Genomic DNA, 12896 nt, shown 5'->3' with positions numbered 1-12896 from the left:
CGTCAGGGCACCCCGTGACCCACACCATTTCTTGCGCAAGGAATGCTTGACTCTTGCAGTAGCGAGCGGCATTCTGCTCAGACACCGCCCCCGCACCCCGCGCCGCGCCGGGTGCCGCCCTCCCGCGCCACAGAACGGGGAACGCCACCGATGACCGTCAGCAACCCCTCGCCGCTGACCTCCGACGACGACTGGTGGCGCTCCGCGGTCGTCTACCAGGTCTACGTACGCAGCTTCGCCGACTCGAACGGCGACGGCGTCGGCGACCTCCAGGGCATCCGGGAGCGCCTGCCGTACCTGCACGACCTCGGCGTGGACGCGCTCTGGCTGACGCCCTTCTACACCTCCCCGATGATCGACGGCGGGTACGACGTCGCCGACTACCGCGACGTCGACCCGATGTTCGGCACCCTCGCGGACTTCGACGCGATGATCACCGACGCGCACGCCCTCGGCCTGCGGATCATCGTCGACCTGGTGCCCAACCACACCTCCAGCGCGCACCCGTGGTTCCAGGCGGCGCTGGCCGCCGGGCCAGGCTCCGCGGAGCGGGCGCGCTACCTCTTCGCCGAGGGCAAGGGTGCGAACGGCGAGCTGCCCCCGAACGACTGGGAGAGCATCTTCGGCGGCCCCGCCTGGACGCGGATCGACGACGGCCAGTGGTACCTGCACCTGTTCGACCCGGCCCAGCCGGACCTGAACTGGCGGCACCCGGAGGTACGCGCCGAGTTCGAGGGCGTCCTGCGTTTCTGGCTCGACCGGGGCGTCGACGGTTTCCGGATCGACGTGGCGCACGGCATGATCAAGGCCGAGGGGCTGCCGGACGTGGGGTTCAACTCCATGACCACCGGCCAGCGTCAGGCGGAACTGCTCGGCAAGGGCCGGCTCCCCTACTTCGACCAGGACGAGGTGCACGACATCTACCGCGCCTGGCGGCCGATCCTGGACAGCTACCCGGGCGGCCGGATGGCGGTGGCCGAGGCGTGGGCCGAGACCCCGCAGCGCCTCGCCCGCTACATCGGCCCCGACGAGCTGCACCAGGCGTTCAGCTTCGACTTCCTCGACGCGACCTGGTCCGCCGACTCGTTCCGCAAGGTCATCGACACCGCGCTCGCCGAGTCGACCATCGTCGGCGCGCCCACCACCTGGGTGCTCTCCAACCACGACAAGCAGCGGCACGTGACCCGCTACGGCGACGGCGCCGAGGGGCTGCGCCGGGCGCGTGCCGCCACCCTGCTGATGCTCGCCCTGCCCGGCTGCGCCTACCTCTACCAGGGCGAGGAACTGGGCCTGCCGGAGGTGCTCGACCTGCCGGACGAGCTGCGTCAGGACCCGGCGTTCCTACGCACCGGCGAGAGCCGCGACGGCTGCCGGGTGCCGATCCCGTGGAGCGGCGAGCTGGCCCCGTACGGCTTCGGGCCCGCCGGCAGCGAGCTGAGCTGGCTGCCGGCCCCGGCGACCTGGCGGGCCCTCTCGGTCGCCGCCCAGAGCGGCGTGCCCGGTTCGACGCTGGAGCTGTACCGCACCGCGCTGCGGATCCGCCGGGAGCACCCGGCGCTGGCCGCCGACGCGGGCGAAGTCACCTGGTTGGAGGCCGGGCCGGGCGTGCTCGCCTTCAGCCGCACCGCCGGCGACACCGTGCTGACCTGCGTGGTCAACATCAGCGGTGCGCCGGCCCTCGTCGACGGGTACGGCGCACCGATCGCCGCCAGCGAGCCGCTCACCGGGCAGGGCTCCGGCCACCTGCTCCGAGTCGACGCGGCGGCCTGGTTCGAACGGTCCTGAGCGGGTAACCCGTCATCGACCTGGTCGTCCGTCGTGCCCCGCGCCGACGGGCGACTGGGCTACCGACCCCTTGTGGTGGGGGGTGAGGTGGCGCCGGCGCCTCCGGGGTCCGCTCCGGTGGCGCCGGCGTCCGTCTGGACGCGTCGGCCCGGATCGGCTCAGACGCCGCCGGTGAGCCTGGCGGCGATGCGCCCGAAGCCGGCCCGCAGCTCGGCCTCGGTGGGCGGGGCGAGCGGCTCCCCGCCCTCGGCATCCTCGCCCGCCGCCTCCAACTCCTCGTCGACGGTGTCCTCGAAGTCGCCGTAGAGATCGGTGTGGTCGAGCTGCGCCGCCTCGTCCTCGGCGGCGATCTGCGCCGCGGCGATCTCACCGCGGATCTCCTCGGCCGAGACCGCGGGCAGCAGCGGCTCGACCACCGCCATCAGCTGCTCCTCGGCGACGATCGACTCGGCCAGCGCGAGGGCGTGCGGCCGCTCGTAGGGGCCGCAGACCACCGGCTCCCACTCGTCCGGGTCGCCGAGCGGGCCGAAGGTGATGATCCACGGCAGGCCGAGCATCGGCGAGTCGTCCGGCAGGTCCAGTGTCACGAGTGCGCCCACGCGCCCATCATGTCCGCGGCGCCGGACGCCCGGGGAGCCATTCCCGCCATTCCCCCTCCCGCGCGCACCGGACGGCGGGGTCGCCGGCGCCCCTGACCCGCGTCGCCGGTCAGCTGGCACAGCCGCCGTCAGGCCGGTCGGGCCGCGTCCAACGCCGCGCGCACCAGGGCCAGCGCCGCCGCGGGCGGCACGCCCAGCCGGGCGGCCTCGGCGGCGTAGTCGGCCGCCACCCGCTGCAACCGGTCCGTCGCGTCGTCGCGCCCGGGTGCGACGAACGTGCCGTGCCGGCCCCGGGTCTCCAACAGGCCAGCCGCCTCCAGTTCCCGGTAGGCCCGGGCCACCGTGTTCACCGCCAGCCCGAGGTCGGCCGCGAACCGTCGCACGGTCGGCAGCCGGGTGCCCACCGCCAACCGGCCCGTCCCGATCAGCTCCGCGAGTTGCCCGCGCACCTGCTCGTACGGCGGCACCGCCGAGCCCTGTTCGATCGCGATCCGCACGCCCGGCCCCCCGTTCATCCGGCCCCGCCCGGGGCCCCGGGGTCCGTGTCCGCGTCGAGGCCGGCCTCCCCGGGCCCCTCCGCCAGATCCACCACCCTGCCGCGCGGGCTGGTCGCGGCCAACGCCGCCCCGAAGAGCACCAGCTGGTTGAGCAGGTAGAGGTAGAGCAGCAGCCCGACGGCGCCCGCCACCACCGTGTACGCCGGATTACGCTCCGTGCGCACCACGTAGAAGCGCCCGACGGTGTTCAGCAGCGTGATGCCGACCGCGACCAGCAGCACCACCGGGCGCAGCCGGGACCGGCTCATCCGCAGCCTCGGCACCGCCAGCAGCAGCAGGGTGGCCAGCACCGCGTTGACCAGCACGCTGAGCACCGCGCTGATCGTGGTCAGGCCGACCGAGCCGGTGCTGCGCAGCAGGAAGCGCAGCAGCGACTCCAGGGCGTCCACCGCCGCCACCGAGACGCCGAGCAGCACGAAGATCACCAACAGCACGCCGAGGTCGACCAGGCGGCGCACCACCAGGTTGCCGGGCTGCTGGTTGAGGCCGTACATGAGCCGCTGGGAGGAGCGGATCGCCTCCACCCAGCCGACGCCGGTGAACGCGAGAATGATCAGGCCGATCACCCCGACCGTGCCGCTGCTCTCGGCGATCTGCACCGGATCCAGGAACGGCAGGTTCTCCCGGAGGAAGTCCGCGGCGGCCGCGCTGACCTCGTCGTTGTCCTCCAGGATGGCCCCGAAGATCGAGTATCCGACCAGCGCCAGCGCGAAGACCGCGAAGAAGCCGTAGTAGGCGATCGCGGCGGCCAGCCGCCCGCCCAGCACGTCGTTGTAGAGCACGCCGGCCCGCCAGAGGTGGTCGGCGGCGCCCCACCGGCGGCGCGCGGCACTGATTCGGCGGTCGATGCCCGCCTCGATGCGGCCCAGCACGTTCACGTCGTCATCCTCGCCGATCTTCCGCCGGCGTGCGGGCGACCGGGCGCCGACCCGCGCCCGGCGGCGGTCGTACGGCGGGAGCCGGCGGCGGCGTGGACGCCGTGGCGCACCCGGGCGACCGTTCAGCCGCCCAGCCGGAAGTCCCGGCGCGGCTGCCACCGGGTCTGCCCGCTGTGCGAGAAGAGCGTGAACGCCTCGACCTCGAACATCGCCGAGAAGTCGGCCAGGTCCTCGTACGCCCGGTCCAGCGCCTCCGGCGTGACGTCCTGCGCGACCGTGACGTGCGGGTGGTACGGGAAGCGCGTCTCGCGGTACAGCTCGGGGGCGGCCCTGATCGCGGCGGCGAGCAGCTCGCACTCGCTGATCCCCGCGGCCACGGCCACGAAGACGACCTGGGTGACCGGGCGGAACGTGCCGGTGCCCCGCAGGTGCAGGCTGAACGGCAGGTGGGCGGCGGCGACCGTGCCGAGGTGCCGTTCCACCGCCGGCAGCGTCGCCACCGGGATCTCGGTCGGCCCGAGCAGGGTCACGTGTGCCGGGACGACCCGCGGGTCGCCGGCCTCGACGCGCCGCCGGGTGAGCATGCCGCCCCACGGCTCGGGGATGTCGACCGCGATGCCGATCTCGATGGTGTCACCGGCGTCCGGCGCCCCGTCCCTGCGATCCACGCTCTGCGTCATCCCTCCGCCCACCGGCTCGTCCGCCCTCACCCGTCGCGCCGGGGCGCTACTCGCCGCGCACCGGCGGGAAGAAGCCCACCCGCTCGTACACGGTGCGCAGCGTCGCATCGGCGACGACGCGGGCCTTCTCCGCGCCTGCGGCGAGCAGCTTGTCGAGCTGCGCCGGGTCGTCGAGGTAGGTCCGGGTGCGCTCCTGGATCGGGCCGACGAACTCCCGTACCACCTCGCCGAGGTCCTTCTTCAGGTCGCCGTAGCCCTTGCCGGCGTACGCGGCGACCAGGTCGTCGACGCTGCGCCCGCTCAACGCGGAGTAGATGGTCAACAGGTTGGAGACGCCGGGTTTGGTCTCGGTGTCGAAGACGATCTCGCGCCCGGTGTCCGTGACCGCGGAACGGATCTTCTTGGCCGAGCGGGCCGGGTCCTCCAGCAGGTTGACGATGCCGGCCGGCGACGAGGACGACTTCGACATCTTGGCCGTCGGGTCCTGCAGGTCGGTGATCTTCGCGGTGTCCTTGACGATGTGCGGCGCGGGCACCGTCAGGGTCTGCCCGAACAGCGAGTTGAACCGCTGGGCGAGGTCGCGGGAGAGTTCCAGGTGCTGGCGCTGGTCCTCGCCGACCGGCACGGCGTTCGCCTGGTAGAGCAGGATGTCGGCGGCCTGCAGGATCGGGTAGGTGAACAGGCCGACGCTCGCCCGCTCGCCGCCCTGCTTCTGCGACTTGTCCTTGAACTGCGTCATCCGGCTCGCCTCGCCGAACCCGGTGATGCAGCCGAGCACCCAGGCGAGCTGCGAGTGCTCGGGCACCTGCGACTGCACGAAGAGCGCGCTGCGCTCCGGGTCGAGACCGACGGCGAAGAGCTGCGCGGCGGCCATCCGGGAGCGCTGCACGAGCGTCTTCGGGTCGTGCCCCGCCGTGATCGCGTGCAGGTCGACCACGCAGTAGTAGGCGTCGTGGGTGTCCTGCAACGCCACCCAGTGCCGAACGGCGCCCAGGTAGTTGCCGAGGTGGAACGAGTCGGCCGTCGGCTGGATGCCGGAGAAGACGCGGGGGCGGGCGGGAACGTCGGACATGGCGGCAATTCTGTCAGCAAGACCCGGTGCGCGTCATGACGGGCCGGCGGGTCGGCTCCGCTCCACCGGTGTCGGGGCGGTGACCTCGCGCCGTGGCTCCGGCACGCGCGCGTCGGCAACCGTGACCCGGGCCACCCGCCGCCCCTCCAGCGTGAGCACCCGCAGCAGCCAGCCGCCGGGCGGGTCGTCGGGTTCCGGGCCGTCGTCGCCGGGCCGGCCGACGGTCACCGGCACCTCGTCGCCGGCGACCGGGAGCCGGCCCAGCGCGGCCATCACGAAACCGCCGACCGTCTCGTACGGGCCGGGCGGCAGGCGCACCCCCGTGTGCTCGGCGAAGTCGGCGAGGTTGAGCCGGCCGTCCACCACGGCGGGCAGCCCCACGTGCACCGGGTCGGGGTCGGTGTCGTACTCGTCGTGGATCTCCCCGATCAGCTCCTCGATCAGGTCCTCCAGGGTGACGATGCCGGCGGTGCCGCCGTACTCGTCGACGACCACGGCGAGGTGGTGGCGTTCCCGGCGCATCTCGCTGAGCGCGGCGAGCACCCGTTTGCTGCCGGGCAGCCGCTTCACCTCGCGGGTCAGCTCGCCGACCGTGGTGCAGGGGTCGACGTCGGGGCGGAGCAGCACGTCGCGCAGATGCACGAAGCCGACCACGTCGTCGTGGGTGCCGTCGACGACCGGGTAGCGGGTGTGCGTCTCGGCCCGCACCAACCGCTCCGCTTCGGCGATGGTGAGCCCGGCGGAGAGGAAGACGACCTCGGTGCGCGGCATCATCACCTTGCGGACCAGGCTCGCGCCCGCGACCAGCACCTCGTCGATGATCCGCCGCTCGACCGGGTCGAGCAGGGTGTTGGCGGCGACCAGGTCGCGCAGCTCCGCCTCGCTGATCCGCTCCCGGCCGGCCGCCGGGCTGGCGCCGAGCAGGGCCGTCACCACGCGGGTGGCGGCGTCGGCGGCGCGCACCACCATCCGGGCGACGGCCCGGGGTAGCGGCCCCGGCTCGCGGCGTGACCGGCTCCGGGCGCGTCGCCGCAGCCCGGGAGCACCCGCTTCCCGCATGACAGTGATGGTAGACAGCGCCGGGCCGGCGGGCAGCCGATGTGCGGCTCTGTTCGAAGTTGTGCAATCATGATGGATCGATGCGGTGACTGACGCGGGGCGGCCACCGGGCCACCGGCCGTAGGGTGATCACGACACGGGTCGCAACCGGGCGGCCAGGCAGGAGGAGACCGACGTGAAACTGCTCGTCACCGGCGGCGCCGGCTTCATCGGCAGCGTGGTGACCCGGATGCTGCTCGACGCCGGCCACGAGGTGGTGGTGCTCGACGACCTGCGCACCGGCCACCGGGAGGCGCTCGCCCCCGACGCGACGTACGTCGACGCGCCCGTCCACGACGCCGCGCGGGTGCTCACCCCCGACGCGGGCTTCAACGGGGTGCTGCACTTCGCCGCGCTGATCGCCGCGGGCGAGTCGATGACCAGGCCCGAGCTCTACTGGCACACCAACACCGTCGGCTCGCTCGCCCTGATCGACGCCGTCCGGGCCGCCGGCGTGCCCCGCCTGGTCTTCTCCTCCACCGCCGCCGTCTACGGCAACCCCACCGAGCTGCCGATCCCCGAGACCGCCGTGAAGGCCCCCACCAACACGTACGGCGCCACCAAGCTCGCCGTCGACATGGCCCTCACCTCCGAGGCCGTCGGGCACGGCCTGGCCGCCGTCTCGCTGCGCTACTTCAACGTCGCCGGCGCCTACCTCGACGGCGACGTGGCGCTCGGCGAGCGGCACGACCCCGAGACCCACCTCATCCCGATCGCGCTGGAGGTGGCCGCCGGCCGGCGGGAGAAGCTCCAGCTCTTCGGCGACGACTACCCGACCGTCGACGGCACCTGCGTGCGCGACTACATCCACGTCGCCGACCTGGCCCGCGCCCACCTGCTGGCGCTCGACGCGGCGACCGCCGGCCAGCACCGGATCTACAACCTGGGCAACGGCAACGGCTTCACCAACCGGCAGGTGGTCGACGTGGTCCGCGAGGTCACCGGGCACCCCGTGCCCGTCGAGGTCGGCCCGCGCCGCGAGGGCGACCCCGCCGAACTGGTCGCGTCGTCCGCGCTGGCCCGCGAGGAACTGGGTTGGGTGCCGCGCAAGCCGACCCTGCCCGACATCGTCGGTGACGCCTGGGCCTTCTACCGCACGCACGTCGCGGGGCCACGGTGACCGACGACGTCGCGGCCCGCGCCGCCGCCGGCTTCCGCTCGGCGTACGGCGAGCCGCCCGCCGGCCGCTGGGCGGCTCCCGGCCGGGCGAACCTCATCGGCGAGCACACCGACTACAACGACGGCTTCGTCCTGCCCTTCGCCCTGCCGCTGCGCACCGTGGCGGCAGCCGCCCCGCAGCCCGGCGACACGTGGACGGTCCGCTCCGACCTCACCGGCGAGACGGTCGCCTTCGGCGCCGACGAGGTCACCGGGCCCGGCCGGGTCACCGGCTGGGGCGCGTACGTGGCCGGGGTCGTCTGGGCGCTGCGGGAGGCGGGGCACGCGGTGCCCGGCGCCCGCCTGGCGGTCGCCTCCGACGTGCCCCTGGGCGCGGGACTGTCCTCCTCGGCCGCGCTGGAGGCCGCCGTGCTGGCCGCCCTGGTCGACCTGGGCGGGCTGGACCTGCCCGCCGAGTGCCGGCCCCGGCTGGCCCAGCGCGCCGAGAACGACTACGTGGGCGCGCCGACCGGCATCATGGACCAGTCAGCCGTGATCCGCTGCCGCGCCGGGCACGCGCTCTTCCTGGACTGCCGTGACGAAGCCGTCGAGCAGGTCCCGTTCGACCTGGCCGCCGCCGGCCTCGCCGTGCTGGTCGTCGACAGCCGGGCCCCGCACCGGCACGCCGACGGCGAGTACGCCGCCCGCCGCGCATCCTGCGAGCGGGCCGCCGGGCTGCTCGGCGTCGCGGCGCTGCGCGACGTCCCGGCCGACGGGCTGGCCGACGCCCTGGCCCGGCTCGACGAGGACGAGACCCGCCGCCGGGTACGACACGTCGTCACCGAGAACCAGCGCGTGCTCGACACCGCCGCGCTGCTGCGCGCCGGCCGGGTACGCGAGATCGGGCCGCTGCTGACCGCCTCGCACGCCTCGATGCGGGACGACTTCGAGATCACCGTCCCGGAGATCGACACGGCCGTCGAGGCGGCCCTGTCCGCCGGGGCGCTCGGTGCCCGGATGACCGGCGGCGGCTTCGGCGGCTGCGTCCTCGCCCTGGTCGACGCGGAACGGACCGACGCGGTCGCCGCCGCCGTCACGGCCGCGTACGCCGAGCGGGGCTTCACCGCGCCCGGCCACGTCACCGTCCTGCCCGGCCCGGGCGCCACCCGGCTGGACTGAGCACCGCGGGCGGGCGCCGGCCCGTCGGCGGGGACTCACTGCGCTTCGACGATCATCCCCGCGCCGACCGTACGGTTCGTGGCCTCGTCGATGATCACGAAACCGCCGGTGGTGCGGTTGCGGCGGTACTCGTCCGCTAGCAGCGGAACGGTCGTCCGCAGCCGCACCCGGCCGATCTCGTTGAGCCCCAGCCCGTCCGCGGACTCGTCGCGGTGCAACGAGTTGATGTCCAGCCGGTAGTGCAGCGCCCGCACGATCGCCCGCGCCGAGCGGGTGGTGTGCTTGATGGCGTACCTGCCGCCGACCCGCAGCGGACGGGTCTCGTCCATCCAGCACACCATCGCCTCGATGTCCTGGGACACCGACGGGGCGTTGTTCGGCCGGCAGATCATGTCGCCCCGGGAGATGTCGATCTCGTCTTCCAGGCGTACGGTCACCGACATCGGCGGGAACGCCTCCGCGACCGGCCCGTCGGCGGTCTCCACGGCGGCGATCCGGCTGGTGAACCCCGACGGCAGCACCATCACCTCGTCGCCCGGCTTGAGCACGCCGGAGGCGACCTGACCGGCGTAGCCCCGGTAGTCGGTGACGGTGGTCGACTGCGGGCGGATCACGTACTGCACCGGGAAGCGCACGTCGACCAGGTTGCGGTCGCTGGCGATGTGCACCCGCTCCAAGTGGTGCAGCAGCGACGGGCCCTCGTACCAGGGCATGTTGTCCGAGCGGGTGACGATGTTGTCGCCGCGCAGCGCGGAGACCGGCACCACCGTCAGGTCGGGCACCTCGAGCTTCGCGGCGAACGCGGTGAACTCGTCCGCGATCCGCTCGAAGACCTCCTGCGAGAAGTCGACCAGGTCCATCTTGTTGACGCAGAGGACCAGGTGCGGCACCCGCAGCAGCGAGCAGAGGAACGCGTGCCGGCGGGACTGCTCGACCAGGCCCTTGCGGGCGTCCACCAGGATCAGCGCCAGGTCGGCGGTCGACGCCCCGGTGACCATGTTGCGGGTGTACTGGATGTGCCCCGGGGTGTCCGCGATGATGAACTTCCGCCTGGGCGTGGCGAAGTAGCGGTAGGCGACGTCGATGGTGATGCCCTGCTCGCGTTCGGCCCGCAGGCCGTCGGTGAGCAGCGCCAGGTTCGTGTACTCGTCGCCCCGCGCGGCGCTGACCGCCTCGACGGCGGCGAGCTGGTCGGTGAAGAGCGACTTCGTGTCGTAGAGCAGCCGGCCGATCAGGGTCGACTTGCCGTCGTCGACGCTGCCGGCGGTGGCGAAGCGCAGCAGGTCCATCGGGCGGGCCTCCGGCCCGGCCCCGGTGGCGGCCCGGCCGTCCGTCGGGTCCGCGCCCTCGGGCGCGACGGTCTCGGTGGTCATCAGAAGTAGCCCTCCCGCTTGCGGTCCTCCATGGCGGCCTCGCTGACCCGGTCGTCGCCGCGGGTCGCGCCGCGCTCGGTGATCCGGGTGGCGGCGACCTCCTCGATGACCTTCTCGACCGTGTCGGCGTCGGAACGGACCGCCGCCGTGCAGGACGCGTCGCCCACCGTCCGGTAGCGCACCCGCGCCTTGAACCGGTCCTCACCCGTCCGGGGCCGGAAGAACTCGTTGACCGCGTAGAGCATCCCGTCGCGCTCGACCACCTCGCGCTCGTGCGCGTAGTAGATCGACGGCAGGGCGATGCGCTCGCGGGCGATGTAGTGCCAGACGTCCAGCTCGGTCCAGTTGGACAGCGGGAAGACCCGGATCGACTCGCCCGGGTGGTGGCGGCCGTTGTAGAGCGCCCACAGCTCCGGGCGCTGGTTCTTCGGGTCCCACTGGCCGAACTCGTCGCGGAAGCTGAACATCCGCTCCTTGGCGCGGGCCTTCTCCTCGTCGCGGCGGGCTCCGCCGAAGAGCGCGTCGAAGCGGTGCTTCTCCACCGCCTCCAGCAGCACCGGGGTCTGGATGCGGTTGCGCATCCCGTCGGCCGACTCGCGCACCAGCCCGCTGGCCAGCGCCTCCGGCACGCTCGCCACCACCAGTTGCAGCCCCAGCTCGGCGACCCGCTGGTCCCGGTACTCCAGGACCTCGGGGAAGTTGTGCCCGGTGTCCACGTGCATGACCGGGAACGGGACGTTGGCCGGGGCGAACGCCTTCTGGGCCAGCCGGAGCATCACGATCGAGTCCTTGCCGCCCGAGAAGAGCAGCACCGGCCGCTCCATCTCGGCGACCACCTCGCGCATCACGAAGATGCTCTCGGCCTCCAGCGCGTCGAGGTGCGACACCTGGTAGGCGGCGGGGGCGGTCATGACACGGGCTCGCTTCGCTCGAATCCGCTCATCGTATTCCAGACCTTTCCGGTCGGGCATGCCAAGAAGTGCCGCTCAGGCTACCCGGAATGACGCTGCAACGCTGCAAGCAACCGACTGGCGAGATCCTCGCGGCAGACCAGCAGGTCGGGCAGGCGCGGATCCGCCTCGTTGTATCTCAGCGCAGAACCGTCGATCCGGGAAGCGTGCAGCCCGGTGGCCGTCGCCACAGCGACCGGCGCGGCCGAGTCCCACTCGTACTGGCCGCCCGCGTGGATGTAGGCGTCCACCTCGCCGGTGACCACCGCGGCGATCTTCGCCCCGGCCGAACCCATCGGCACCAGGTGCGCCCCGACGTCCTCCGCCAGGTCGGTCAGGAACACCGGCGGCCGGCTCCGGCTCGCCGCCAGGCGGATCGTCCGCCCGCCGGGCGCCGCCGCCTCCACCCTCGTGGGCGGGTACGCCGGCGGATAGTCGGTGCCCAGCACCCGCTGCTGCGCCGGCAACCCGACCGCGCCCCCGACCAGCCCGTGCGGCGTCGGCGCGGTACGCGACCAGAGCGCCACGTGCACCGCCCAGTCCGAACGGCCCTCCTCGGAGAACTCCCGGGTGCCGTCGAGCGGGTCGATGATCCACACCCGGTCGGCGGTCAGCCGGGACACCGCCTCGGCGGTGACCTCCGCCGCCCACGCCAGCCGCGAGCCCTCGTCCTCCTCGGACAGGACCGCGTCACCCGGCCGCCACTTCGCCAACTCGGTGCGGATCAGGTCGTGCGAGACCTTGTCACCCGCCGACCGCAACGCCCCCGCGTCGGCGAAGCCCATCTCGGACCGCAGGCCGAGCAGCGCCTGACCGGCCCGGGCCGCCAGCCACCGGGCGAAAGCCCCGTCGATCATCGGAGGACTGCCCATGACTCTCGCTCCCGTCGCCTCGCCACGCTCCGCGCCCGGCACGCCCGCCGCCCGGCCCCGCCCCGACGGTCGCGTCGCGCCGAAAGGCGAAGACTACCGGCCCCCGGCGCCCGCCCCGGCGCTCACACCCCGTGGTAGAGGTTCTGCGTCGGCTCCACGCCCCTGCTGATCACCGACTCCACCACATCCGCCGCCCGGTCCACCAGGAACTCGAGCTCCTTGCGCTCGGCCGCGCCGAAATCCGACAGTACGTAGTCCGCCGGGTCCTGCCGCCCCGGCGGCCGGCCGATGCCGAACCGCACCCGGACGTACTCCTTCGTGCCCAGCGACTTCGACATCGACCGCAGGCCGTTGTGCCCGCCCTCGCCACCGCCGCACTTCACCCGCAGCTGGCCGTAGCCGATGTCCAGCTCGTCGTGCACCGCGACCACCCGGCCCGGCGGCACCTTGTGGAACTGGGCCAGACCGGTGACCGGCCCACCGGAAAGGTTCATGTACGTCAGCGGCTTGACCAGCACCAGCTTCGGCCCGCCGAAGCCGAGCCGCCCCTCGGCGACCTCCGCCACCGCCCGCTTGTGCCGGCCGAACTTCGCGCCGAGCCGGCCCGCCAGCAGGTCGGCCACCATGAAGCCGACGTTGTGCCGGTTGCCGGCGTACTCCCGACCCGGGTTGCCCAGGCCGACCACCAGCCACGGCCCCGCCTCGTCCGTCACGCCCCGCCCCTCCCGCTGCTAGCCGTCACCCACCCGCCCGTA

The 12896-nt window shown here is 73.4% G+C and carries 13 protein-coding genes; 3 read left to right on the top strand and 10 right to left on the bottom strand.

Annotation, left to right across the window (positions count from 1 at the left end; translation table 11 throughout):
* The first annotated feature begins 150 nt into the window (after positions 1-150).
* Positions 151-1785 carry a glycoside hydrolase family 13 protein gene (locus tag KBX06_RS24445; RefSeq protein WP_210839056.1) on the top strand — a complete coding sequence of 545 codons (1635 nt, stop codon included), beginning with the start codon at positions 151-153 and terminating at the stop codon, positions 1783-1785.
* Positions 1786-1943: 158 nt separating this feature from the next.
* On the opposite strand, the gene KBX06_RS24440 is transcribed toward KBX06_RS24445, so the two are convergent.
* The 6 genes from KBX06_RS24440 to KBX06_RS24415 all read right to left on the bottom strand — a co-directional run bounded on the left by KBX06_RS24440 (position 1944) and on the right by KBX06_RS24415 (position 6630).
* Positions 1944-2384 (bottom strand): hypothetical protein, encoded by a 441-nt coding sequence (locus KBX06_RS24440; RefSeq protein WP_210839054.1) that lies wholly within the window; start codon positions 2382-2384, stop codon positions 1944-1946.
* 128 nt (positions 2385-2512) lie between these two features.
* Positions 2513-2899 carry a GntR family transcriptional regulator gene (locus KBX06_RS24435; RefSeq protein ID WP_210839052.1) on the bottom strand — a complete coding sequence of 129 codons (387 nt, stop codon included), beginning with the start codon at positions 2897-2899 and terminating at the stop codon, positions 2513-2515.
* Positions 2896-3819, bottom strand: coding sequence for a YihY/virulence factor BrkB family protein (locus KBX06_RS24430; RefSeq protein WP_210839050.1), 924 nt, complete (start codon positions 3817-3819; stop codon positions 2896-2898). The genes KBX06_RS24435 and KBX06_RS24430 overlap by 4 nt, the downstream gene beginning before the upstream one ends.
* Positions 3820-3941: 122 nt before the next feature.
* A complete protein-coding gene (locus tag KBX06_RS24425) occupies positions 3942-4499 on the bottom strand; it encodes a 2'-5' RNA ligase family protein (RefSeq protein WP_210839048.1) in 558 nt (185 codons plus the stop codon).
* Between the two features lie 46 nt (positions 4500-4545).
* Positions 4546-5571 carry a tryptophan--tRNA ligase gene (trpS, locus tag KBX06_RS24420; protein WP_210839046.1) on the bottom strand — a complete coding sequence of 342 codons (1026 nt, stop codon included), beginning with the start codon at positions 5569-5571 and terminating at the stop codon, positions 4546-4548.
* Between the two features lie 33 nt (positions 5572-5604).
* Positions 5605-6630: a hemolysin family protein gene (locus tag KBX06_RS24415; protein WP_210839044.1), complete on the bottom strand. Its 1026-nt coding sequence runs from the start codon at positions 6628-6630 to the stop codon at positions 5605-5607.
* 175 nt (positions 6631-6805) lie between these two features.
* On the opposite strand from KBX06_RS24415, the gene galE reads away from it, so the two are divergent.
* Together galE and galK are read left to right on the top strand one after the other, a co-directional pair.
* Positions 6806-7789, top strand: coding sequence for a UDP-glucose 4-epimerase GalE (gene galE / locus KBX06_RS24410; RefSeq protein WP_210839042.1), 984 nt, complete (start codon positions 6806-6808; stop codon positions 7787-7789).
* On the top strand, positions 7786-8946 hold the full coding sequence (gene galK / locus KBX06_RS24405; protein ID WP_210839040.1) for a galactokinase: 1161 nt from the start codon (positions 7786-7788) through the stop codon (positions 8944-8946). Before galE ends, galK begins: the two co-directional genes overlap by 4 nt.
* Before the next feature lie 35 nt (positions 8947-8981).
* Here the strand turns inward: galK and KBX06_RS24400 are convergent, their stop codons facing one another.
* From KBX06_RS24400 to pth, 4 genes are all read right to left on the bottom strand, one after another.
* A complete protein-coding gene (locus tag KBX06_RS24400; RefSeq protein ID WP_210839038.1) occupies positions 8982-10319 on the bottom strand; it encodes a sulfate adenylyltransferase subunit 1 in 1338 nt (445 codons plus the stop codon).
* On the bottom strand, positions 10319-11230 hold the full coding sequence (gene cysD / locus KBX06_RS24395) for a sulfate adenylyltransferase subunit CysD (protein WP_210839036.1): 912 nt from the start codon (positions 11228-11230) through the stop codon (positions 10319-10321). The genes KBX06_RS24400 and cysD overlap by 1 nt, the downstream gene beginning before the upstream one ends.
* Positions 11231-11310: 80 nt before the next feature.
* Positions 11311-12141 carry an inositol monophosphatase family protein gene (locus KBX06_RS24390; protein ID WP_210839034.1) on the bottom strand — a complete coding sequence of 277 codons (831 nt, stop codon included), beginning with the start codon at positions 12139-12141 and terminating at the stop codon, positions 11311-11313.
* A 122-nt stretch (positions 12142-12263) separates the two neighbouring features.
* Positions 12264-12854 carry an aminoacyl-tRNA hydrolase gene (gene pth / locus KBX06_RS24385; RefSeq protein ID WP_210839032.1) on the bottom strand — a complete coding sequence of 197 codons (591 nt, stop codon included), beginning with the start codon at positions 12852-12854 and terminating at the stop codon, positions 12264-12266.
* Positions 12855-12896 lie beyond the last annotated feature (42 nt).

Source organism: Micromonospora sp. C31 (assembly GCF_018070575.1).
GTDB lineage: Bacteria > Actinomycetota > Actinomycetes > Mycobacteriales > Micromonosporaceae > Micromonospora.
This window is presented reverse-complemented; position numbering and strand designations above follow the sequence as displayed.

Bases quoted from the DNA above. Each gene is read 5' to 3' on its own strand.
- KBX06_RS24390 (WP_210839034.1), bottom strand. From the start codon at position 12,141: ATGGGCAGTCCTCCGATGATCGACGGGGCTTTCGCCCGGTGGCTGGCG.
- KBX06_RS24435 (WP_210839052.1), bottom strand. From the start codon at position 2,899: ATGAACGGGGGGCCGGGCGTGCGGATCGCGATCGAACAGGGCTCGGCG.
- trpS (WP_210839046.1), bottom strand. From the start codon at position 5,571: ATGTCCGACGTTCCCGCCCGCCCCCGCGTCTTCTCCGGCATCCAGCCG.
- KBX06_RS24415 (WP_210839044.1), bottom strand. From the start codon at position 6,630: ATGCGGGAAGCGGGTGCTCCCGGGCTGCGGCGACGCGCCCGGAGCCGG.
- KBX06_RS24400 (WP_210839038.1), bottom strand. From the start codon at position 10,319: ATGACCACCGAGACCGTCGCGCCCGAGGGCGCGGACCCGACGGACGGC.
- KBX06_RS24445 (WP_210839056.1), top strand. From the start codon at position 151: ATGACCGTCAGCAACCCCTCGCCGCTGACCTCCGACGACGACTGGTGG.
- cysD (WP_210839036.1), bottom strand. From the start codon at position 11,230: ATGACCGCCCCCGCCGCCTACCAGGTGTCGCACCTCGACGCGCTGGAG.
- KBX06_RS24425 (WP_210839048.1), bottom strand. From the start codon at position 4,499: ATGACGCAGAGCGTGGATCGCAGGGACGGGGCGCCGGACGCCGGTGAC.